The 19,995-nt window shown below is 67.3% G+C and carries 21 protein-coding genes and 2 pseudogenes; 13 read left to right on the top strand and 10 right to left on the bottom strand.

Annotated features, from left to right (window positions below):
- Nucleotide 1 precedes the first annotated feature (1 nt).
- The 4 genes and pseudogenes from AC1RRW_RS11360 to AC1RRW_RS11345 all read left to right on the top strand — a co-directional run bounded on the left by AC1RRW_RS11360 (nucleotide 2) and on the right by AC1RRW_RS11345 (nucleotide 3,009).
- Entirely contained in the window at nucleotides 2-694 is a 693-nt protein-coding gene (locus AC1RRW_RS11360; RefSeq protein WP_492900853.1) for an XdhC family protein, read from the top strand.
- Nucleotides 695-704: 10 nt separating this feature from the next.
- Complete coding sequence (locus AC1RRW_RS11355; RefSeq protein WP_492900851.1) at nucleotides 705-2,312, top strand: NTP transferase domain-containing protein; 1,608 nt, start codon at nucleotides 705-707, stop codon at nucleotides 2,310-2,312.
- Between the two features lie 54 nt (nucleotides 2,313-2,366).
- Nucleotides 2,367-2,623: pseudogene (locus AC1RRW_RS11350) on the top strand (type II toxin-antitoxin system Phd/YefM family antitoxin).
- On the top strand, nucleotides 2,620-3,009 hold the full coding sequence (locus AC1RRW_RS11345) for a type II toxin-antitoxin system VapC family toxin (protein ID WP_492900850.1): 390 nt from the start codon (nucleotides 2,620-2,622) through the stop codon (nucleotides 3,007-3,009). Before AC1RRW_RS11350 ends, AC1RRW_RS11345 begins: the two are co-directional and overlap by 4 nt.
- A gap of 4 nt (nucleotides 3,010-3,013) precedes the next feature.
- On the opposite strand, the gene AC1RRW_RS11340 is transcribed toward AC1RRW_RS11345, so the two are convergent.
- Complete coding sequence (locus AC1RRW_RS11340) at nucleotides 3,014-3,160, bottom strand: DUF2256 domain-containing protein (RefSeq protein WP_492900849.1); 147 nt, start codon at nucleotides 3,158-3,160, stop codon at nucleotides 3,014-3,016.
- A gap of 85 nt (nucleotides 3,161-3,245) precedes the next feature.
- On the opposite strand from AC1RRW_RS11340, the gene AC1RRW_RS11335 reads away from it, so the two are divergent.
- The gene (locus AC1RRW_RS11335) at nucleotides 3,246-3,980 is read left to right on the top strand and encodes an SDR family NAD(P)-dependent oxidoreductase (protein WP_492900848.1); all 735 of its coding nucleotides are present in this window, start codon (nucleotides 3,246-3,248) and stop codon (nucleotides 3,978-3,980) included.
- Entirely contained in the window at nucleotides 3,980-5,536 is a 1,557-nt protein-coding gene (locus AC1RRW_RS11330) for a cryptochrome/photolyase family protein (RefSeq protein ID WP_492900847.1), read from the top strand. The genes AC1RRW_RS11335 and AC1RRW_RS11330 overlap by 1 nt, the downstream gene beginning before the upstream one ends.
- On the opposite strand, the gene bcsS is transcribed toward AC1RRW_RS11330, so the two are convergent.
- Nucleotides 5,508-6,236: a cellulose biosynthesis protein BcsS gene (gene bcsS, locus AC1RRW_RS11325; protein ID WP_492900846.1), complete on the bottom strand. Its 729-nt coding sequence runs from the start codon at nucleotides 6,234-6,236 to the stop codon at nucleotides 5,508-5,510. The genes AC1RRW_RS11330 and bcsS overlap by 29 nt on opposite strands.
- Nucleotides 6,237-6,394: 158 nt before the next feature.
- Here bcsS and AC1RRW_RS11320 point away from each other — a divergent pair, with 158 nt between their 5' ends.
- Nucleotides 6,395-6,664, top strand: a complete 270-nt coding sequence (locus AC1RRW_RS11320; protein ID WP_492900845.1) for an usg protein — start codon at nucleotides 6,395-6,397, stop codon at nucleotides 6,662-6,664.
- A 568-nt stretch (nucleotides 6,665-7,232) separates the two neighbouring features.
- Here the strand turns inward: AC1RRW_RS11320 and AC1RRW_RS11315 are convergent.
- Nucleotides 7,233-7,655, bottom strand: coding sequence for a MarR family winged helix-turn-helix transcriptional regulator (locus tag AC1RRW_RS11315; protein WP_492900844.1), 423 nt, complete (start codon nucleotides 7,653-7,655; stop codon nucleotides 7,233-7,235).
- Between the two features lie 87 nt (nucleotides 7,656-7,742).
- Here AC1RRW_RS11315 and AC1RRW_RS11310 point away from each other — a divergent pair, with 87 nt between their 5' ends.
- The 4 genes and pseudogenes from AC1RRW_RS11310 to AC1RRW_RS11295 all read left to right on the top strand — a co-directional run.
- Entirely contained in the window at nucleotides 7,743-8,114 is a 372-nt protein-coding gene (locus AC1RRW_RS11310; RefSeq protein WP_492900843.1) for a VOC family protein, read from the top strand.
- A 22-nt stretch (nucleotides 8,115-8,136) separates the two neighbouring features.
- Entirely contained in the window at nucleotides 8,137-9,045 is a 909-nt protein-coding gene (locus AC1RRW_RS11305; protein WP_492900842.1) for an SDR family oxidoreductase, read from the top strand.
- A 23-nt stretch (nucleotides 9,046-9,068) separates the two neighbouring features.
- The gene (locus tag AC1RRW_RS11300) at nucleotides 9,069-9,503 is read left to right on the top strand and encodes an EVE domain-containing protein (RefSeq protein WP_492900841.1); all 435 of its coding nucleotides are present in this window, start codon (nucleotides 9,069-9,071) and stop codon (nucleotides 9,501-9,503) included.
- Nucleotides 9,504-9,531: 28 nt separating this feature from the next.
- Nucleotides 9,532-9,891, top strand: a pseudogene (locus tag AC1RRW_RS11295) (exopolysaccharide biosynthesis protein); the annotation flags it as partial.
- 97 nt (nucleotides 9,892-9,988) lie between these two features.
- Here the strand turns inward: AC1RRW_RS11295 and AC1RRW_RS11290 are convergent.
- The 7 genes from AC1RRW_RS11290 to map form a co-directional block, all read right to left on the bottom strand.
- Nucleotides 9,989-12,211 (bottom strand): putative bifunctional diguanylate cyclase/phosphodiesterase, encoded by a 2,223-nt coding sequence (locus AC1RRW_RS11290; protein ID WP_492900839.1) that lies wholly within the window; start codon nucleotides 12,209-12,211, stop codon nucleotides 9,989-9,991.
- A gap of 104 nt (nucleotides 12,212-12,315) precedes the next feature.
- On the bottom strand, nucleotides 12,316-13,065 hold the full coding sequence (locus tag AC1RRW_RS11285) for a proteasome-type protease (protein WP_492900838.1): 750 nt from the start codon (nucleotides 13,063-13,065) through the stop codon (nucleotides 12,316-12,318).
- A gap of 49 nt (nucleotides 13,066-13,114) precedes the next feature.
- The gene (locus AC1RRW_RS11280) at nucleotides 13,115-13,942 is read right to left on the bottom strand and encodes a transglutaminase family protein (protein ID WP_492900837.1); all 828 of its coding nucleotides are present in this window, start codon (nucleotides 13,940-13,942) and stop codon (nucleotides 13,115-13,117) included.
- 115 nt (nucleotides 13,943-14,057) lie between these two features.
- Complete coding sequence (locus AC1RRW_RS11275) at nucleotides 14,058-14,999, bottom strand: alpha-E domain-containing protein (protein ID WP_492900836.1); 942 nt, start codon at nucleotides 14,997-14,999, stop codon at nucleotides 14,058-14,060.
- 73 nt (nucleotides 15,000-15,072) lie between these two features.
- Nucleotides 15,073-16,488, bottom strand: a complete 1,416-nt coding sequence (locus AC1RRW_RS11270; RefSeq protein ID WP_492900835.1) for a circularly permuted type 2 ATP-grasp protein — start codon at nucleotides 16,486-16,488, stop codon at nucleotides 15,073-15,075.
- A 109-nt stretch (nucleotides 16,489-16,597) separates the two neighbouring features.
- Nucleotides 16,598-17,335: a RadC family protein gene (gene radC, locus AC1RRW_RS11265; RefSeq protein ID WP_492900834.1), complete on the bottom strand. Its 738-nt coding sequence runs from the start codon at nucleotides 17,333-17,335 to the stop codon at nucleotides 16,598-16,600.
- Nucleotides 17,332-18,174 (bottom strand): type I methionyl aminopeptidase, encoded by an 843-nt coding sequence (gene map, locus AC1RRW_RS11260; protein ID WP_492900833.1) that lies wholly within the window; start codon nucleotides 18,172-18,174, stop codon nucleotides 17,332-17,334. The genes radC and map overlap by 4 nt, the downstream gene beginning before the upstream one ends.
- Before the next feature lie 111 nt (nucleotides 18,175-18,285).
- Between map and AC1RRW_RS11255 the strand changes: the two genes are divergently transcribed.
- Both AC1RRW_RS11255 and AC1RRW_RS11250 read left to right on the top strand, forming a co-directional pair.
- Nucleotides 18,286-19,134 (top strand): FkbM family methyltransferase, encoded by an 849-nt coding sequence (locus AC1RRW_RS11255; protein ID WP_492900832.1) that lies wholly within the window; start codon nucleotides 18,286-18,288, stop codon nucleotides 19,132-19,134.
- Between the two features lie 20 nt (nucleotides 19,135-19,154).
- Nucleotides 19,155-19,919, top strand: coding sequence for a competence/damage-inducible protein A (locus AC1RRW_RS11250; protein ID WP_492900830.1), 765 nt, complete (start codon nucleotides 19,155-19,157; stop codon nucleotides 19,917-19,919).
- Nucleotides 19,920-19,995 lie beyond the last annotated feature (76 nt).

Here is a 19,995-nt window from a genome sequence, read left to right as displayed (position 1 = left end):
GGTGGACTTGCCCGTTCTCGCCGCCCTCAACGCCGAGCGCGCGGCGCGGCGCGCCGCCGTTCTGGTCACCGATGTCGGCAATGGCGCGCAACGGCTGGTGAAGGCCGGCGAGATTGCCGCCGACCCGCTGGCCCCTCTGCTGGAGGAGCAGTTGCGCATGGGCAAGAGCGCGCTGGTGGAGGCCGGCGGCGCCTCCTGCTTCCTGACCGTGCAGGCGCCGCATCCGCGCGTCGTCGTCACCGGCGCGGTGCATATCTCGCAGGCCATGGCGCCGATGGCGAAACTGCTCGATCTCGACCTCGTCATCATCGATCCGCGCACCGCCTTCGCCACGAGGGAACGCTTCCCGGATGTGACGCTGCTGACGGAGTGGCCGGACGCGGCGCTGGCAAACCTCGGTCTCGACGCCTATACCGCCTTCGTCGCGCTGACGCATGACCCCAAGGTCGACGATCCGGGGCTAGAGGCGGCCTTGCGCTCGGAGTGCTTCTATGTCGGTGCGCTCGGCAGCCGGAAGACGCATGCGAAGCGCGTCGAGCGGCTGGCCGCCGCCGGCTTCGACGAGGCCGCCATCGCTCGAATCCACGCCCCGATCGGACTCGACATCGGCGCGGTCTCGCCGGCCGAGATCGCGCTGGCGATCCTGGGCGAGATCGTCGCGGCCTTGCGCGGTCCGCGCCGGCCGACGGCATGACCGTGCCGCGATGAAGTTCGGCCCCGTTGCGATCGCCGAGGCCGAAGGCTGCGTCGCCGCGCACAGCGTGCGCGCCGGCGACCTCGTCATCCGCAAGGGCGCGACCGTCACGGCCGCCGATGTCGCAAGGCTGAGCGCGGCGGGCGTCAGGGAACTCGTCGCGGTGCGGTTCGAGCCGGGCGATATCGACGAGAACGCGGCCGCGACCCGGCTGGCGGCGGCGCTGGCCGGGCAGGGCGTCACGGTCGAGAAGGCCTTCACCGGCCGGGTCAACCTGTTCGCCGAAGCCGCCGGCGTGCTGACGCTGGACGTGGCCGCGATCGATACGCTCAACCGGATCGACGAGGCGATAACGGTCGCGACTCTGCCGACGCTGAAGGCCGTCGTGGCCGGCGAGATGGTCGGCACCGTCAAGATCATTCCCTATGGCCTGCCGGAAGCGCTGCTCGGGGAGGCGCTGGCGGCGCTGGCCGGCGCGGCGCCGGTCTCGGTCGCGGCCTATCGGCCGCTCTCCGTCGGCGTGATCTCGACCCTGCTGCCCGGCCTGAAGGCGTCCGTCGTCGACAAGACCTTGCGCGTCATGGCCGAGCGGCTGTCGCCCGCCGGGGCCGGGCTTTGCGCCGATGAGCGCGTGCCGCATGTGGTCGAGCCGCTGGCCAGGTCGATCGCGGCCCTGGCCGCCGGCCCGCCCGACATCGTCGTGGTCTTCGGAGCGTCAGCCATCACCGACCGGCGCGACGTGATTCCGCAGGCGTTGCTGGAGGCCGGAGGGCGGATCGAGCATCTCGGCATGCCGGTCGATCCCGGCAACCTGCTGCTGATCGGCGAGCTTGCCGGCAAGCCTGTGATCGGCGCGCCCGGCTGCGCGCGCTCGCCCAGGGAGAACGGTTTCGACTGGGTGCTCCAGCGCTGCCTCGCCGGCATTCCCGTCACGCGTTCCGACATTCAGGCGATGGGCGTCGGCGGCCTCCTGATGGAAATCGTCTCGCGGCCGCAGCCGCGCGCGCCCGAGCGGCTGGAGGCGGCGCCCGTCGCCGGGCTCGTGCTGGCGGCCGGGCGTTCGACCCGGATGGGGCCGGCGAACAAGCTGCTCCAGCCGGTGCGCGGCAAGCCGATGGTTCGTCACGCCGTCGAGGCGCAGCTCGCCTCGAAGACCGCGCCGGTGATCGTCGTGACGGGACATCAGCGCGCCGAGGTCGAGGCGGCTCTGGCGGGGCTCGACGTCAGCTTCGCGCATAATCCCGATTTCGCCTCCGGCCTCGCAAGCTCGGTCAAGGCCGGGCTCGCGGCGCTGCCGGCGATGGCTCCGGGCGCCGTCGTGTCGCTCGGCGACATGCCGAACGTGACGGCGGCCGCGATCGACCGGCTGGCGCAGGTCTTCGCGGCGCAGCGCGAGGCGCTCGCGGTGGTCCCGACGCTGTTCGGGCAGCGCGGCAATCCGGTCCTGCTGGCGCGGGGGCTGTTCGCGGCGGTCGCCGGCCTGACCGGCGATCAGGGCGCGCGCCGGCTGCTCGACGAGGCGGGCGACGCCGTGATCGAGGTGGCGCTGGACGATCCTGCCATCGCGCTCGATGTCGATACGCCGGAGGCGTTGAAGGCGCTGACGGGACTGCGTTGAATTAGCCAGAGGATGGTCTAATTTGAGGGCATCGCGAAGTTCAAGGAGGCGTCGATGGACGTGCCTGTTAGCGAAGCAAAGGCACAATTGACCGATCTTGTCCGCCGGGCGGAAGCTGGCGAGGAGGTGGTTTTGACACGGCATGGCCAGCCTGCGGTGAAGCTGGTTCCTGTCCAGCCTATGCCGACCCGGAAGAGCGGTTTCGCCTGATCGCCGAGATTCAGGCATCGGCGCGCGGCAAGGTTTTGCCAGGGCCGTGCGCCGCCCGGAGTCAGGATTTCCTTTATGACGAGGATGGACTGCCGGCGTGATCGCCGTCGATACGTCGGCCTTGATGGCGATCATCCTGGAGGAGCCGGAGGCTGACGCCTGCGGTTTTGCTCTGGCGAATGCGACTGCGCTGATCATTTCATCGGGCACGTTGACTGATGCGTTGATCGTGGCGGGCAGGCGCGACCTCCGTGAACAGATGGATCGTATCGTCACCAACTCCGGTTTCAAGGTCATACCCGTGGGCATGGACGAAGCGCGACAGGCTGCTGCGGCCCTTCGGATGTTCGGCCGGGGCGCCCATCCGGCGAAACTCAATTTTGGCGATTGTTTTTCTTACGCCGTTGCGAAGAGATTCGGTTGTCCATTGCTCTTCATCGGCAATGATTTCAGCAAGACCGACATCGAACCGGCGATCAAGCCCTGACGAGTCACGTCTTCGCCTCCCTCCGGCATCGTTCCGAGCAATACCTCACCTCGTCCCAGACCCGCTCCCATCTCTTGCGCCAGGCGAAGGGGCGACCGCGGGCGAGGCAGGTCTTCCGCGGCGGATCGCCCTTGCGCACCATCTTCGCCATCGCAAGCCTCGCCCTTCGCCGTTGCCGCCCTAGCTTCGTGGTCACGGGCGCATGCCCGGAGAGAGGGGCGAAAAGGCGGGTGTGAATGGCCGGGACGATCCTGATCTATGGCGGCAGCGGCGGCATCGGGTCGGCGACCGGGCGGGCGCTGAAGGCGAGGGGCCACGGGCTGCATCTCGTCGGCCGCGACGCCGGCAAGCTCGAAGCCGTGGCCGAGGAGCTGGGCGCCGGCTTCACGCTCGGCGACGTCGCGAACGATGCGGTCTTCGTCGAAGCGAGCGAGGCGGCGGCGGCCGGCGGCGGGCTGGCGGGTCTCGTCTACGCCGTCGGCACGATCAACCTGAAGCCGGTCGCCCGGCTGAGCGATGCGGATTTCCTTAAGGATTTCAGCCTCAACGCGCTCGGCGCCGCCAAGGCGATTCAAGCGGCGCTGCCGGCTTTGAAGCAGGCCGAGGCGACGGCGGGCGTCGTGCTGTTCTCGACCGTCGCCGTGGCGCAGGGCTTCGCGGCCCATGCCTCCGTCGCCATGGCCAAGGGCGCGGTCGAGGGTCTGACGCTGGCGCTCGCGGCCGAGCTTGCGCCGAAGATCAGGGTCAACTGCATCGCGCCCTCCCTGACGAAGACTCCGCTCGCCGGGGCGCTGACCGGCAACGAGGCGATGGCGAAGGCGATCGCGGAGCTTCACCCGCTGCAGCGGCTGGGCGACGCGGAGGACATCGCGCCGCTGGCGGCGCTGCTGGTCTCGGCCGAGGCGTCCTGGATCACCGGCCAGATCGTCGGCGTCGATGGCGGCCGCTCCTCGCTGCGCATCAAGGGCTGATGGGCGCGCTGCGCTTCATCCTCGGCGACCAGCTCAGCCGCTCGATCTCGTCGCTCGCCGACCTCGACATGGCCCGCGACACGGTGCTGATGGTCGAGGTCGCGGAGGAGACCTCCTATGTCGGCCACCACAAGCAGAAGATCGCGCTGATCCTCTCGGCGATGCGCCATTTCGCGCAGGCGCTGCGGGAAGAGGGCGTTCGGGTGGACTATGTCGCGTTGGAAGATCGGGGCAATACCGGCTCCCTGGGTGGCGAGCTGAGGCGCGCGATCGCGCGGCACGGGCCGGACGCGGTGATCATGACCGAGCCCGGCGAATGGCGCGTCTTCGAGATGATGCAGGACTGGCGCGAGGAGCTGGCCGCGCCGTTCCACATCTTCCCGGATGCCCGGTTCGTCTGCTCGCGCACCGAGTTCGCCGCCTGGGCGCATGGCCGCAGGAGCTACCGCATGGAGGTCTTCTATCGCGAGATGCGGCGGCGGACCGGGCTCTTGATGGATGGCGAGGAGCCGGAGGGCGGCCAGTGGAATTTCGACCGCGACAACCGCAAGGCGCTGCCACGCGACGTCGTGCCGCCCTCACGCGACGCGTTCGAGCCGGACGCGACGACGCGGGAGGTCCTGGCTCTCGTCGCGGCCCGCTTCCCGGAGAATTTCGGCGATCTCGAACCGTTCCGCTGGGCCGTGACGCGCGAGGGCGCGCTGGCCGCGCTCGACGGCTTCATCCGCGACGGCCTGCCGGGCTTCGGCGACTATCAGGACGCGATGAAGGCGGGCGAGCCATTCCTCTTCCACGGCCTGATCTCGCCCTATCTCAATTGCGGCCTGCTCGAGCCGCTCGAGGTCTGCCGGGCAGCCGAGGAGGCGTGGCGGGCCGGCAAGGCGCCGCTCAACGCGGTCGAAGGCTTCGTCCGCCAGATCATCGGCTGGCGCGAATATGTGCGCGGAATCTACTGGCGCGAGATGCCGGACTATGCCGCGACGAATGCGCTCTCGGCCGGCCGCAAGCTGCCCTGGTTCTACTGGAGCGGCGAGACGGAGATGAATTGCCTGCGGCAATGCGTCGACGACACGCGCCGGCATGCCTATGCCCACCATATCCAGAGGCTGATGGTGACGGGCAATTTCGCGCTGCTGGCGGGCATTGCCCCGGCCGAGATCGAGGAGTGGTATCTCGCCGTCTATGCCGATGCCTATGACTGGGTCGAGCTGCCCAACACCCATGGCATGGTGATGTGGGCCGATGGCGGGCTGCTCGGCTCGAAACCCTATGCGGCGTCCGGCGCCTATATCGACCGCATGTCGGATTACTGCGGCGCCTGCGCCTACGACGTAAAGCTCAAGGCCGGCGAGACCGCCTGTCCGTTCAACTATCTCTACTGGAATTTCCTGATCGGGAACGAGGCGAGGCTCGGGCGCAACCCGCGTCTGGCGATGCCCTATCGCACGCTGGCGAAGATGCCTCCCGCCCGTCGCGCCGAGATCGCGGCGGATGCGGCGCGCTTTCTGGACTCGGCCGCCATGAGTGCTAGCGCCGCCAGTGGACCCCGAGGGTGACATAGGCTGCGCCGGCCCGGTCGCTCGTCCTCTCCCAGCCGCCGGAGAGCCGCCAGCTCAGGCCGAGAAACCTGAAACCCGTCGCATGCAGGCCGAGCCGCAGCTTGTGATAGCCGGCCTGCCGATAGGCCTCGATCTCGGGGCCGAGATAGAGGCCGAGCGGGACGGCCCAGCCGCCGGCCAGCCGGCCCCAGAGCCGGCGGTCCATGGTCGAGGCGTAGGCGCCGGCCTGGACCATCGTCTCGCGCGTCGGCGTCGCCCAGAGGTCGCCCTGGAGGCGCGCGCCGAAGCGCGTCGTCACCGAAACGGCGCAGCCGCAGACGCGGATATCCTCCTCGTAGTCGGGGCCGGCATAGAGCGCCAGAAACGTGTCGCCGACGCGCCATTCATAGCCGAGCAGCGCCTGTGCCTCGGCCTTGTAGAGATTGCCGCGCGGGCGCGGGCCGTTGGGCGTCTCCTGTGCGCCGCCGAGCTTGATCAGGGTCCGGAAGCCGCCGCTGTCGAGACCGCCGGTCAGCGCCGTCTTCAGGCCGAAAGCTGCGAAGCGTTTGGCCGGGCCTCCTTCCAGCGAGGCGAAGAGCACGGTCGAGACCGGGTCGCGCTCGCCGAACTCGTCTTCGGCATGAGCTCGAGGCGCGGTCAGAAGGCACGCCAGGATGGCGAGCGGCACCGAGACAGCCTCTGCGCGACGCCACTTCACGCACGCTCCCGCGACACTGCGCCATTGGCGGCACGGCCATGGCGCACGCCCTGATTGCAGCAGCTTGGCGGGAGCGACGCAAGGCCCTGTTAACCATTCGGGAGCAGCCTCGGCACATCTGGCTAAGCTTTATCCTGTTGCGAAGAGGGAGAATGGCGATGGCATCGACGGATTTCATCCGGCAACTCGCAGGCTACGGACTGACGACGGCGACGATCCTCTACCGCATGCCCGACCATCCGAGCCTGCTCCAGACCTTCATCTGGCAGAAATACGATCTCGCTCCGCGCTTCCCCGAGCTGCATGACTTCCTCGACTTCTGGCGGCGCGAGCTCGACGGGCCACTGCACTCCGTCACCGTCGCGCATTCGCGCCTGATCCGTCCCGCCGAGATCCTCAATGTGAACGGCGTGCTCACATTGCATTGAATGCACGCTTTCCATGGAGCTTGTTGCCCGCGTCGCGCGCGGGCTGGGCCGCTGGTCCCGCCTCGACCCGGCCGACCCCAGTGTCGTCGCGATGGACGAGGAGGCCGCTTTCGACATCGACGACACTTTGGAGATTGTAGGAAGGCACCTTCGGCGCCCTCGCATAATCCATCGGTTGGCGTCCGGCTCGCCGAAGACCAGCGCCTTCTCTTCACGCTTTTCCAGTTCGATCCGACGTTTGGCCAAGCGGTCTCTTCGCCGCTGGAGCGCGGCAATGGCGCCCTGAAACGCTTCGCGATGAACGGGCTTGTCGCTGACCCCCTGTTCAACGTGCTCGTCGATCGTGTCCAGTCGCTCCAGATAGTAGCTGATCTCTCGTTCGGTGTGCACGAGGTCCCGCGCAAGCCGCTCCGCGCCTGCGATGTTCTTCGGGCTGGCAACGGCTCTCATCTTCGTGCCGTCGAGAGCGACCGTGTGCCCCCCGATCAGTCCATGCCTCCGACAAAACTGGACGAACGCGGCGCTTGCCGACAGGCGGCTAACGTTCGCTTTGTCGCGAAAGCCGCAGTTATCGAAGTGCATTCGCGAGCCGCATGAGCATCTCTGCTACAAGCGGGGCGTCCAGCGGCGCCGCCGCATCGACAAGGCGTTTTTCGACATCGGCAACGATTTCAGCGGCTGCCTCCAAGGCTTGATCTCCCGAGGGTGTCAACCCGGTCTTCTGAACGCGCCCATGTTCTGGATGAGGCGTACGTTTGATGAAACCGGACTTCTCGAGCGTGACGAGAATTGCCTGCATCGTCTGGGGCGTGATGAAGGCCTGGCGCGCCAGCGCGGCGTTCGAAGCTCCGGGTTCGACCTTCAAGTAGGTGAGCACCGCATATTGCGGCGTGGTCAGGCCGATCTGACGCAATTGCGCATCCATGCGCGTCCGGAGCGCTTGTTGGGCCTGTTTCAGCGCGAAGCCTATCGTCGCATAGGGGTCGTCCATCAGTAAACCCGCATTGACATATCAGGGTCCTTATATTATATCAGTGCCCTGATATTATCAAATCCGACAATAGAAGGAAACCCCGTCATGCCGCATCTGATCGGACCCGATTTCATTGGCATTCAAGTCGAGGACATTGAAGCCGCGCGCACCTTCTACACCGGCGTCGTCGGGCTTCAGCCCGCATCAATGAGCCCGCCAGGAGCGGTCGTGTTCGATACGAAGCCGATTCCGTTTGCCGTCCGCGCGCCTGTCATCGACCTGGAGGCGACCGATAAGCTGGGCTGGGGCATTGCCATCTGGTTCGGCTGCGACGACGCGGATTCACTGCACGACCATCTCGTCGGTCAAGGCGTCGAAATCGAGTTTGCTCCGAAGGATGGACCGTTCGGCCGATATTTCGCTTTCCGGGATCCGTTCGGCTACTCCATCACGGCTCATACGGTCGTGAAGTCCTGATTTGGCGACCAAGGAAAACGGCATGATAAATTCCAAACAGCCTCGGCTCTTTGTCACCGGCTCGACCGGCGCGCTTGGCCGCCTCGTGATCACGGAACTTCTCAAGAGAGTTCCGGCGAGCAACATCGTTGCGGGCGTCCGGTCGCTTGACCACGACGTCGCCACGCAGATCGCCGCGCAGGGCGTCGAACTCCGCATCGCCGACTATTCGCGGCCCGATACCCTTCTGGTGGCCTTCGCCGGCATCGACAGGTTGTTGCTGATCTCGTCGAGCATGGAGAGTGACCGCTTATCCCAGCACCAGAATGTCATTGAGGCCGCGAAGGCCAGAGGCATCGGCTTGTTAGCCTATACGAGCCTGCTTCATGCCGACACCTCATCCCTTGGTCTGGGCGGAGACCATCTGCGGACAGAGTCTCTCCTGAAAACATCTGGCCTTCCGGTCGTGCGGCTGCGGCATGGGTGGTACATGGAGAACCACATGGCGTCGGTGGCCCCGGCGCTTCTCCATGGAGCGGTGATCGGTAGTGCGGGCGAAGGGCGGTTCTCGACCGCCACCCGTGCTGACTTCGCCGAATCCGCAGCCGTCGTGCTCTCGACCGAAGGGCACGCGGGACGCATCTACGAGCTGGCGGGCGACCAAAGCTACAGCTTGGCCGAATTTGCCGACGCGATCGCCAGGTCCGCGGGCAAGCCCATCGTCTATAAGGATATGCCCGGCGCCGTCTTCAAGAACGCGCTGGTCGGCATGGGTCTCCCCGAGAGCCTGGCCGAACTTATCGCGGACTCCGATGTCGCCGCGTCCAAGGGGGCATTGGAAGACAACGGCCGCCAACTCAGCGCACTGATCGGCCGCCCGACGGCTGACTATCGTCAGGTGGTTGAACAGACGGTCCGTGGCCTCGCGCAGCTTCACCCAGCCGGCGCCTGAGGAATTGGATCGTGACATATTGGATGGGTGTCGCATCGGCGGAGCACGCGCGCAGGGGTCGTGACGGTGGTTTTGCCCAACTCGGGCATGGCAAGCATATCGCCGTGAAGTCTCTCAAGAAGGGCGACTGGATTGTTTATTATTCTCCGCGCGAGGGCATGGGTGAAGGCGCGACGGTGCAGGCGTTCACGACGATCGGCCGCGTCACCTCGGAAGCGCCGTACCGCTTCGAACAGGCGATGGACTTCAATCCGTACCGCGTCGATGTGGACTATCTGAAGGCTGCCAGGGCAGCTCCGATCAGACCGCTTCTCGGCGATCTGCGGCTAACGCGCGATCACGATGCCAATTGGGGCATCGTGATGCGTGGCCCGAAGCGGGTGCTTCACGAAGAGGACATGCGCCGAATCGCGGAGGCGATGGGCATTCTGGCCGCCTTCAACCGGCACCGGGCCTGACCGACGGGCCCAGGGTGGCCATTCCCGCATGCTGTCGCGAGGAATCATGCGATGGCAGGTTGCGGGTTGGATGGCATGCCGGTCGAATAACCGAGATTGGTCCGATTTTGTCGCGGATGATCTCGAGTCGTGGCGGACAGTTTTCGCACAGCCTGGGGGCAAGGCCTATGCGCTGCTGGTCGTGCTGCTCGGCCTGCCCAACTGCCTGCCGATGCCGCTGGCGTGCGGCCTCGTGCTGGCCTTCGTCGCCGCCCAGATGCTGGCCGGGCGAGCCACGCCCTGGCTGCCGCGGGCGCTGCTCTCCAAGAGCATCGGCCGGGCCGAACTCGCCAGGGCGGTCCAGCGCGCCTTGCCGGCGCGCCGGCTTCGCCTATGCGATCGTCAGCGGCGTGTCGGGATTGTTCTGAAAGCCTGTTCCGAAAAAGCGGGCGCCACTTTTCGATCGGAACATGCTCATCGATCTGGCGCGAAAGCGCGCTAGCGGCTCAGGCAGCCGCCAGGGCCGCCGCGAAAGGAGCGTCGAGCGTCAGCAGGGCGTCGATTTCTTCGGCCGGGACGCCTTTCGAGAACAGGAAACCCTGCAATTCGTGGCAGCCGATGGCCTGCAGGAAGCGGTGCTGCTCGGCGGTCTCGACGCCCTCGGCGCAGACGCGCAGGCCGAGCGCCCGGCCGAGATGCGCGATCGAATGCACCAGGATCGCGGATTCGCCGGTGGTTTCCATGTATTCGAGGAAAGAGCGGTCGATCTTGATCTTGTCGAAGGCGAAGCGGCGCAGATAGATCAGGCTCGAATAGCCGGTGCCGAAATCGTCGAGCGCCAGACCGACGCCGTGGCCGCGCAGGTCCATCATGGCGTTCTCGGCCGCATCCGCGTCCTCGACGACGACGCCCTCGGTCAGCTCCAGCTCCAGCCGGGCCGGGTCGAAGCCGGTCTCGTCGAGGATGCGGACGACGTTGGCGACGAAGTCCTTGTGGCGGAACTGGATCGGCGAGACGTTGACGGCGAGCCTGACGCCGTCCCAGCGCCTGGCCTCGGTGCAGGCGCGTCGCAGCACCCATTCGCTCAGCGGCACGATCAGTCCGCGCTCCTCGGCGATGCCGATGAACTCGGATGGCGGCACCAGGCCATGGATCGGATGCGGCCAGCGCACCAGCGCCTCGACGCCGACGATGGTCGAGCCGTCGATAGAGACCTGCGGCTGGTAGTGCAGCACGAGTTCGTCGGCGGCGATGGCGCGGCGCAGATCCTCCTCGACCATGCGCTTGACCTGCAGCGCGCGATTCATCCCCGCCTCGAAGAATGAGTAGCGGTTGCGGCCGTTGTTCTTCGATTCGTAAAGCGCGGTGTCGGCGAGCTTGAGCAGCGATTCGCGCTCGCTGCCGTCCTGCGGCGCCAGCGCGATCCCGATCGAGCAGCCGATCGTGGTCTCGACGCCCATGATCGAGAACGGTTGCGTCAACCCCTCCAGGATCCGCTCGCCCAGCGCCGCGCAGCCGGACGGATCGACCATGTTGGTCTGGATGATGCCGAACTCGTCGCCGCCGAGCCGCGCGACCGTGTCGCCGAGCCGCATCATGCCCGAGAGCCGCTCCGCCACCTGGCGGATCAGCTCGTCGCCGGCGGTATGGCCATAGGTGTCGTTGACCGCCTTGAAGCGGTCGAGATCGAGCAGCAGCACGGCGAGTTTGGCGCCGGTCCGGCCGAGCTGCGAAAGCTCCTGGTCGAGCCTGAGATCGAAGGTGCGCCGGTTCGGGAGGAGCGAGAGCTCGTCCTGGCCGGCGAGGCGCTGGATCTGGCGTTCGCGCAGGGCGATCTCGCGGGCCGCGCCGCGCAGGCGCTGCATGACGTAGGCGAAGATGCCGCAGAACAGCAGGCCGACCGCGATCAGCGCCCAGCGGAATTCATCCAGCATGGCGTCGCCCGGCCGTTCGGGCTTCCAGGCGAGCCAGGCCTTGACCGCGCCGTCCGGTCCCAGCACGGGCAGGCTCGACAGTTCGTCGGCCGGTTTCGTGCCGACGAGCCGAACATCGGCGACGCGGTAGCGCTCGGAGAGTTCGAACAGCATCGCGTTCGTCAGGCGGCGATAGCCGACGAGCTTGATCGGGCCGAAGCGCGCCGCGATCGTCGGGTTGGCGATCGTTTCCAGCTCGCGGACGAAGATCACCAGGGCCTCGTGGCCGTCGAAGACGACCGTGGCCGCCCCGTCCGGCAGCGCGCCCTCGACAGGCTTCGCCGGCGCGCGTGCCGGAGCCGGCGCGCCGGGGAGGCGATAGTGATAGCGCTTCAGCCCGTCATAGCCGGCCTGTCCGGCCGGCTGGCCGCCTTCGACGCCGGCGAAGACGCGGCCCGACGCGGACACGATATAGGCGCCGTCGAATTCAAGAAAGCGGCTGCTCAGGGCGACGAAGGCGTTCTGGAGCGCGACGAGCGGCATCGGCTGGCGCAGCGCCGCCTGCAATTCGCCCGTGGCCGTCAGATTGTCGAGCCTGAGCTGGCGCAGCCGCGTCTGGCTTTCGAAGGCCGCGCCGACACGGTCGCGCTGGCGCGTGGCTTCGAGGCGGTTGGCGTCGTTGGTGATCGCGACGACGATGGCCGCGGCCGCGCCGAGCGCGAGCAGGAAGGCGCAGCCGAGCGTGGCGAGCGTGCCCCTGAGCATCCGCGCGGAGGAATTCGCGTTGCCGAACTTCGCGGTCGCGGGCGAATGCATCAGACGTTCCAGAGGTCACCTGCAGGCAATCTCGCAGCGGAACGTTGACATCCCGTTGCGATGAAACCGACCACGGACGCAAAAATAGGCCTGCAAGCGAAGCCTCAACCGGAAGACGGTCCATAGGGCGGGCGCGGGATCGCCGTATGCGCCGCCCGCAGCGCCGCCGACCAGCGCTCGCGCAGGTCGTGAAAATAGGGCTCGCCGGCCTCGATGCGCCGGTTCAGCTCCGGCTCGTCGGCATCGCGGCGCAGCACCAGGAGGTCGATCGGCAGGCCGACGCCGAGATTGGAGCGCATGGTCGAGTCCATCGAGATCAGCCCGACCTTCAGCGCATCGTAGAGATGGGTCTTGTAGGTGACGGCGCGGTCGAGGATCGGCTTGCCGTATTTGTGCTCGCCGATCTGCAGGAAGGGCGCGTCCATGCCGCATTCGATGAAGTTGCCGGCGCCGTAGATCATGAACAGCCGCATCGTCTGGCCCTTGATCTGGCCGCCGAACAGCATCGAGACCTCGAACTTCACCCCGGCCTCGCGCAGGGCCGGTCCATCCAGTTCGCGCACGGTGCGGATCGCCCGGCCGACGAGTTGCGCCGCGCGGAACATCGTCGGCGCGTTGCGCAGCGTGTCCTGCTCGCCGGTCTCGGGATTGGGCATGCCCTCATGCAGCAGGCTGACGACCGATTGCGTCACGGAGAGGTTGCCCGCGGTCATCAGTCCGAAGGTGCGCTCGCCCGGCCAGGCGAAGACGTGCAGCTTGCGGAAGGTCGAGACGTCGTCGAGCCCGGCATTGGTGCGGGTGTCGGCGATCATCACCAGCCCGTCCTGGACGAGGATTCCGGCGCAATAGGTCACGGCTTCATGGTCCTCGTCTTGCAAAGATGGTTGCGGCGCCGCGTCCGGGTCACTGGTTGGACGTCCGGCCCTCGGCCTGGCGGGCGCTGACCAGCACCGCGAGGTTCTCGCCGTCGCCGCCCTTGCGCGCGCCGCGCACGGGTGCGGCGTCGGCGAAATCGAGCCCCGTCGCGACGCGGACATGGGTGTCGATCGGGCACAGGCCGTTGGCGCAGTCGAAGCCGATCCAGCCATAGTCGTCGAGATGAACCTCGGCCCAGGCATGGGCGCCGCTGGCATGGCGCAGGGCGTCGGTCTCGGCGACATAGCCCGAGATATAACGCGCCGGCAGGCCGAGATGGCGGGCGCAGGTCATGAAGACGTGGGCGACGTCCTGAGCGATGCCTTCGCGCGCCTGGAAGGCGGCCGCCGCGCCGACGCCCATGCGCCCGGCGGTGGCGTGGCAGGTCATCTCGGCGTGGAGCGCGTCCATCAGGGCATGCATCTTCGAGAGCTGGCTGACGCCGGCGGCCGTCGCCTCCTCGGCGAAGCCGCGCAGGGCCTCGTCCGGCGTCGTCAGCAGCGTGTCGCGGTGGAAGACCTCGGGCGGCACGCGCTCATGGCCGCCGCGCACGACGCCGGCGAGATCGGCGGTCTCGATCAGTCCGCCGACCTGGATGGCGAGGCTCGAGATCGGTCCGTCGGCGGAGAAGGTGTGGGTCAGGTTGCCGAACGGGTCCTGGCCGGCGCGGATGCGGCCGTCGATGGTCGGCTCGATGCGCCAGGCCATGACGTGCTGGCCGTCATGATCGCGCGGGGTCAGCCGCAGGATCTGCGTGATCTGCCGCGCCGGCTCGGCATAGGCGTAGGAGATCGAGTGTGAGATCCGGATCCGCATGTCGGTCGCTTGCGTCTCGGCAGTATCGCGGGTTGAGGGCGTTCAGCGGCTCTGTTTAGCGGCGCGCGCGGTTGGAAGCGAGCCGGCGACCCCGTGTTTCATCGCGGACACCGCCTCATTGCAGATACTGCTCGATGATCGTGCCGCCGAGCCGGTTGTTCTCGGTGATGAAGTCCGAGATGAACTCGTGCAGCCCGTGCTGGAAGATGTCGTCGATGCGGGTGTTCGAGAGATTGGCCAGCGTCTTGCGCGCCTGGCGCTGGGCCGGGCCCTGGCGGCCATAGGCGTCGCCGAGCGCATCGAGAAAGCGCGAGATGTTCTCGTAGCAGGCGGCGAGTGAGCGCGGCATGCGCCGGTTCAGGATCAGGAGGTCGGCGATCAGCAGCGGCTTCACCGCCTCGCGATAGACCCAGTGATAGGCGGTCAGCGCCGAGACCTCGCGCAGAACGGTCGTCCACTGGAAATAGTCGAGCGAGCCGCCGACCTGTTCGTTGGCCGGCAGCAGGACGTGGTATTTCACGTCGAGGATGCGGGCGGTGTTGTCGGCGCGCTCGACATAGACGCCGAGCCTGGAGAACCAGTAGCCGTCGTCGCGCAGCATGGTCCGATAGGCCGATCCGTCGAAGACGAGCGAGACGTTCTTCACCCAGTCGAGGAAGCGGGCGAACTCCTCGCGGTCCATGCGCTTCTTCTCGAAGCGCTGCAGCTCGAGCCAGGCGCCGTTGAGCGCGTCCCACATCTCCGAGGTCAGCGCGGTGCGCACCGCGCGGGCGTTCGAGCGGGCGAGCGCGAAGCAGTTGCGGATCGAGGAGGGGTTGTCCGGGTTGAAGGTCAGGAAGTCGCAGACATTGCGCTCGTTGGCCTCGCCATAGACCTTGGCGAAGGTGTCGTCGCAGCCGGCGGTCGAGACCGCGCTCTGCCATTCCGTGCCAGCGCCGCCATAGGAGGACGGCAGGTTGGAAAGGCGCATCGTCGCGTCGAGGATACGGGCGAGATATTCGGCCCGTTCGACGTAGCGGGAGACCCAGTAGAGGCTGTCGGCGGTGCGCGAGAGCATGGTCAGATCGGGCCTTCTGGCGACGAGGCGGGAGGCGTCTTGAGACTGTCCCGAGCGAAGGTTCGCAGCAAGCTCATGCATCGAGGACCCAGGTGTCCTTGGTGCCGCCGCCCTGACTCGAATTGACCACGAGCGAGCCCTCCTTGAGGGCGACGCGGGTCAGGCCGCCGGGCACGCAGGAGATGCCGTTCGCGCCGGAGAGCACATAGGGACGCAGGTCGACATGGCGCGGCGCGACGCCGGACGCCACGAAGGTCGGGCAGGTCGAGAGCGCCAATGTCGGCTGGGCGATGAAGCCTTCGGGACTGGCCTTCAGCTTCTTGCGGAAGGTCTCGATCTGCGCCTTGCTGGCGTGCGGACCGACCAGCATGCCGTAGCCGCCCGAGCCGTTGACCTCCTTGACGACGAGCTTGTCGAGATTGTCGAGAACATAGGAATTGGCCTCGCGCTCGCGGCAGCGCCAGGTCGGGACGTTCTTCAGGATCGGCTCCTCGCCGGTGAAGAACCTCACGATCTCGGGCATGTAGCTGTAGACCGCCTTGTCGTCGGCGACGCCGGTGCCGACCGCGTTCGCCAGCGTGACGTTGCCGGCCTTGTAGGCGCCGATGATGCCCGGCACGCCGAGCACCGAGTCGCCGCGGAAGACCAGCGGATCGATGAAGTCGTCGTCGATCCGGCGGTAGATCACGTCGACGCGCTTGGGCCCCTGCGTGGTCCGCATGTAGACGACGTCGTCCTTGACCAAGAGGTCCGAGCCCTCGACCAGCTCGACGCCGAGCTTGTCGGCCAGGAAGGAGTGCTCGTAGAAGGCCGAGTTGAACTGGCCGGGGGTCAGCAGGCAGATCGAGGGGTCGGACGGGGCGCTGCGCGGCGCGACCGAGCGCAGGGTCGCCAGCAATTCGTCGGGATAGTTGTCGACCGGGGCCACGCGATGGGTCGAGAACAGCTCCGGAAAGAGCCTGAGCATCACCTCGCGGTTCTCCATCATGTATGAGACGCCGGACGGGGTGCGGGCATTGTCCTCGAGCACGTAAAAGGTGTCGGCGTCGACCCTGACGACGTCGATGCCGGCGATATGGCAGTAGATGCCGTGCGGCACCTGGAAGTCGACCATCTCGAGCTGGTAGCAGGCGTTGCGATAGACGAGATCGGCCGGGATGATGCCGGCCTTCAGGCACTCCTTGGGTCCGTAGACATCGGCCAGGAACATGTTGAGCGCGGTGACGCGCTGGCGCAGGCCCTTTTCCAGCTTGGTCCATTCCGACTTGGTCAGGACGCGCGGGATGATGTCGAAGGGGATCAGACGCTCGGTCGATTCCTCGTCGCCATAGACCGCGAAGGTGATGCCGATGCGGCGGAAGAACAGCTCGGCCTGACTGCGCCTCAATGCCAGCGTCTCGGGCGGCGCCTCCTTCAGCCAGCGGTCGAGCGCTTCGTAGGCCGGCCGGAGCTCGGCGCCGCTGCCCAACATCTCATCGAACGCCGTCATGCCAGGCCGTTTCCCCGTTTGCGACAGCCTATGCCTATTCGCAAGCGTTCGGAAAGAGGCCTGTTGCCAAGCCCTTCGGCTGAGTCCGCCTCATTCCTCGGCAGCGCTCTCAGATCAGTCCAAGCCCCTTGAAGCTGGCATGCCCGTCGCGGCCGACGATGACGTGGTCGTGGATCGCGATGCCGAGGGGCTTCGCGATGTCAACGAGTTCGCGTGTCATCCTCACGTCGGCGGCCGAGGGGGTCGGGTCGCCCGATGGGTGGTTGTGGACGAGGATGATCGCCGTTGCGGAGAGTTCGAGCGCGCGCCGCATCACCTCGCGCGGATAGACCGGGGTGTGATCGACCGTGCCGGTCTGCTGCACCTCGTCGGCGATGACGGCGTTCTTCTTGTCGAGAAAGAGGATGCGGAACTGTTCGCGCTCCGCGAAGGCCATCGCCATGCGGCAGTAGTCGATCACCGCCGCCCATGACGACAGGACCGGCCGCTTGCCGACCGCGCCCCTGGCCATGCGCCGGAACGCCGCCTCGACCAGCTTGAGATCGAGCGCCACGCTCTCGCCGACGCCCCTGACCTCGGTCAGCCGGGCGAGCGGCGCCCCGAGCACCTCGGAAAAGGAGCCGAAATGCTGGATCATCGCCTTGGCCAGCGGCTTGACATCGCGCTGCGGGATCGAGCGGAAGAGCAGAAGCTCGAGCAGTTCGTAGTCGGGCAGGGCGTCGCCGCCGACCTCCTGGAAGCGCTGGCGCAGCCGGTCGCGATGGCCGTGATAGTGCGGCGCGGGCGTATCGGCAGAGGCTCCGGGCGCGGCCGTCCCGGAGGCGCCCTTGCCGGCGGGCGGGCTCATGCAGGCGTCTGCGGGCTGGCCGGCTTGAGCGGGTTGTCGCGCCCGGCGGGCGAGAGCGTGAAGACCTCGCAGCCTTGCTCGGTGACGCCGATCGTGTGCTCGAACTGGGCCGAGAGCGAGCGGTCGCGCGTCACGGCGGTCCAGCCGTCCGACAGCACCTTCACCCCGGCCTTGCCGAGATTGATCATCGGCTCGATCGTGAAGAGCATGCCGGCCTTCAGCTCCGCGCCTTCGCCGGGCGAGCCGTAATGCAGGATGTTGGGCGCGTCGTGGAAGACCTGCCCCAGGCCGTGGCCGCAGAAATCGCGCACCACGGAGCAGCGCTCGCTCTCCGCGTAGCGCTGGATGGCGAAGCCGATATCGCCGGTGGTGGCGCCGGCGCGCACCGCCGCGATGCCGCGAAGCAGGCTCTCATAGGTGATCTCGACCAGCCGCTCGGCCCTGCGCGAGATCTCGCCGACGCCGTACATCCGGCTCGAATCGCCGTGCCAGCCATCGACGATCAGCGTGTAGTCGATGTTGAGGACGTCGCCCTCGCGCAACGGCTTGTCGTCCGGGATGCCGTGGCAGACGACATGGTTGATCGAGGTGCAGATCGACTTGGTGTAGCCGCGATAGAACAGCGTCGCCGGATAGGCGCCGTTGTCCATGGCGAACTCGTAGGCCAGGTCGTCGAGACGCTGGGTCGTGACGCCGGGCCTGACGTGATCGCCCAGCATGTCGAGCCCGGCCGCGGTCAGCCGGCCAGCCTTGCGCATGGCGGCGAACGCCTCCGCGCCGTGGATCTTGATCGCGGGGTCGCGCTTGCGCGAGCGCCCGATCGTGTCGTCATAGGTCATCTGGCCCGGCCGCTCCTTGGCCGACCATATCTATTGGGTTTGGCGGGCGACGCAAGGCTGGGGGCTGTGCGGAACTGGCGCGCGCGGCGCGGGGCGTGTATCACGCGCGCCATGGCCATCACCGAACAGACCTCGCCGGAAGACCGGCCCTTCGGCGCGTTCGCGCCCAGGGGGACGCTCGCCCGACTCATCGCCTGGACCCGCGGCGCGCCCGATTCTTTCATGGGCCGCAAGTTCGCCTATGCGCTGCGCCGGCTCGGCCTGCGTTCGCTCGAAGGCCGGCCCGTCGACATCGAAGCGCTCGGCGCGAGGATGCGGCTCTATCCGGACGGCAATGTCTGCGAGAAGCGGGTGCTGTTCACGCCGCAATTCTTCGACCTGATCGAGCGCGACCTTTTGGCCGGGCGTCTCCGCGACGGCTTCCGCTTCATCGATATCGGCGCGAATATCGGGGCCTATTCGCTGTTCGTCGCGGCGAAGGCCGGGCCCGGCGCGCGCATCCTGGCGGTCGAGCCGCAGCCGGAGGTGTTCGCGCGTCTCGCCTTCAACATCGCCCAGAACCCGTTCGGCACGGTCAAGGCGATCGCGTGCGCGCTCGCCGACAAGCCGGGCGAGCTGACGCTGTTCCTCGACGCCGCCAATCGCGGCGAATCGAGCGTGCGCATCCTGCGCTCCAGCCTGGGCAGCACGGTCAGGGTTCCGGCGACGACGCTGCTCGCGCTGGTCGAGAGCGAGGGCTACGAGCGGCTCGACGCGATCAAGCTCGATGTCGAGGGGGCCGAGGACCTGATCCTCGAACCGTTCCTGCGCGACGCGCCGGAAGCGCTCTGGCCCGGTTTCGTCATCATCGAGGACTCGCGCGAGCGCTGGCAGATCGACCTGATCGCGCTGCTCGGCCAGAAAGGCTATGGCCTGATCGCGCAGACGCGGCTGAACCTCGTCTTCGAGCGCAAGAGCTGAGTGGAATCGGGGCGCCGGCCATGACCGCAAATGATGCAAACCGTTCCGCCGAGCCGGTCACCGCCGCGATCCTCGTGATCGGCGACGAGATCCTGTCGGGCCGGACCAAGGACAGGAACATCGGCTACATCGCCGAATACCTGACCAATATCGGCATCGACCTGCGCGAGGTCCGGATCGTACCCGATATCGAGGACGAGATCGTCGCCGCGCTGAACGCGCTGCGGGCCAAGGCGACCTACGTCTTCACCACCGGCGGCATCGGCCCGACCCATGACGACATCACGGCCGACGCGGTGGCGAAGGCCTTCGGCGTCGCGATCGACCACGATCCGCGCGCCATCGCCATGCTGTCCGAGCGCTTTCCGCCGGACCAGCTCAACGAGGCCAGGCTGCGCATGGCCCGGATTCCGGCAGGCGCCGGGCTCATCGCCAACTCGGTCTCGAAGGCGCCGGGCTTCGTCCTCGGCAACGTCCACGTCATGGCCGGCGTGCCCTCGATCATGCAGGCGATGCTCGACGTCGTCGCGCCGACGCTCAGGACCGGCGTGAGGATGCTGTCGGAGACGGTGCGCGCCGGGTTGAAGGAAGGCGACATCGGCACCGCGCTCGCCGCCATCGCCAAGGCCCATCCGGACACCTCGATCGGCTCCTATCCGTTCTGGTCGGAGACCGGGCCGGACACCAACATCGTGGTGCGCTCGCGCGATCCCGACAGGCTCGCGGAAGCGGCGGCGGCGGTCGGCGCGATGGTCGCGGCGGAGCGGGCGCGGCTGGCGGGTTGACGCGGCCCTGGGGATGACGCGGCCTCAGGCCTTGCCAGCGTCCGCGCGATAGGGTTTCGGAAGAAGGGCGGCCGCC

Source organism: Allobosea sp. GW821-FHT12C12 (genome assembly GCF_058807355.1).
This window is presented reverse-complemented; position numbering and strand designations above follow the sequence as displayed.

What these genes read in the sequence shown, in the direction of transcription:
- AC1RRW_RS11355 (WP_492900851.1), top strand. Translation starts at nt 705, where the DNA reads ATGAAGTTCGGCCCCGTTGCGATCGCCGAGGCCGAAGGCTGCGTCGCC.
- AC1RRW_RS11340 (WP_492900849.1), bottom strand. Translation starts at nt 3,160, where the DNA reads ATGGCGAAGATGGTGCGCAAGGGCGATCCGCCGCGGAAGACCTGCCTC.
- AC1RRW_RS11335 (WP_492900848.1), top strand. Translation starts at nt 3,246, where the DNA reads ATGGCCGGGACGATCCTGATCTATGGCGGCAGCGGCGGCATCGGGTCG.
- AC1RRW_RS11330 (WP_492900847.1), top strand. Translation starts at nt 3,980, where the DNA reads ATGGGCGCGCTGCGCTTCATCCTCGGCGACCAGCTCAGCCGCTCGATC.
- AC1RRW_RS11320 (WP_492900845.1), top strand. Translation starts at nt 6,395, where the DNA reads ATGGCATCGACGGATTTCATCCGGCAACTCGCAGGCTACGGACTGACG.
- AC1RRW_RS11315 (WP_492900844.1), bottom strand. Translation starts at nt 7,655, where the DNA reads ATGGACGACCCCTATGCGACGATAGGCTTCGCGCTGAAACAGGCCCAA.
- AC1RRW_RS11310 (WP_492900843.1), top strand. Translation starts at nt 7,743, where the DNA reads ATGCCGCATCTGATCGGACCCGATTTCATTGGCATTCAAGTCGAGGAC.
- AC1RRW_RS11305 (WP_492900842.1), top strand. Translation starts at nt 8,137, where the DNA reads ATGATAAATTCCAAACAGCCTCGGCTCTTTGTCACCGGCTCGACCGGC.
- AC1RRW_RS11300 (WP_492900841.1), top strand. Translation starts at nt 9,069, where the DNA reads ATGGGTGTCGCATCGGCGGAGCACGCGCGCAGGGGTCGTGACGGTGGT.
- AC1RRW_RS11290 (WP_492900839.1), bottom strand. Translation starts at nt 12,211, where the DNA reads ATGCATTCGCCCGCGACCGCGAAGTTCGGCAACGCGAATTCCTCCGCG.
- AC1RRW_RS11280 (WP_492900837.1), bottom strand. Translation starts at nt 13,942, where the DNA reads ATGCGGATCCGGATCTCACACTCGATCTCCTACGCCTATGCCGAGCCG.
- AC1RRW_RS11275 (WP_492900836.1), bottom strand. Translation starts at nt 14,999, where the DNA reads ATGCTCTCGCGCACCGCCGACAGCCTCTACTGGGTCTCCCGCTACGTC.
- AC1RRW_RS11270 (WP_492900835.1), bottom strand. Translation starts at nt 16,488, where the DNA reads ATGACGGCGTTCGATGAGATGTTGGGCAGCGGCGCCGAGCTCCGGCCG.
- radC (WP_492900834.1), bottom strand. Translation starts at nt 17,335, where the DNA reads ATGAGCCCGCCCGCCGGCAAGGGCGCCTCCGGGACGGCCGCGCCCGGA.
- map (WP_492900833.1), bottom strand. Translation starts at nt 18,174, where the DNA reads ATGACCTATGACGACACGATCGGGCGCTCGCGCAAGCGCGACCCCGCG.
- AC1RRW_RS11255 (WP_492900832.1), top strand. Translation starts at nt 18,286, where the DNA reads ATGGCCATCACCGAACAGACCTCGCCGGAAGACCGGCCCTTCGGCGCG.
- AC1RRW_RS11250 (WP_492900830.1), top strand. Translation starts at nt 19,155, where the DNA reads ATGACCGCAAATGATGCAAACCGTTCCGCCGAGCCGGTCACCGCCGCG.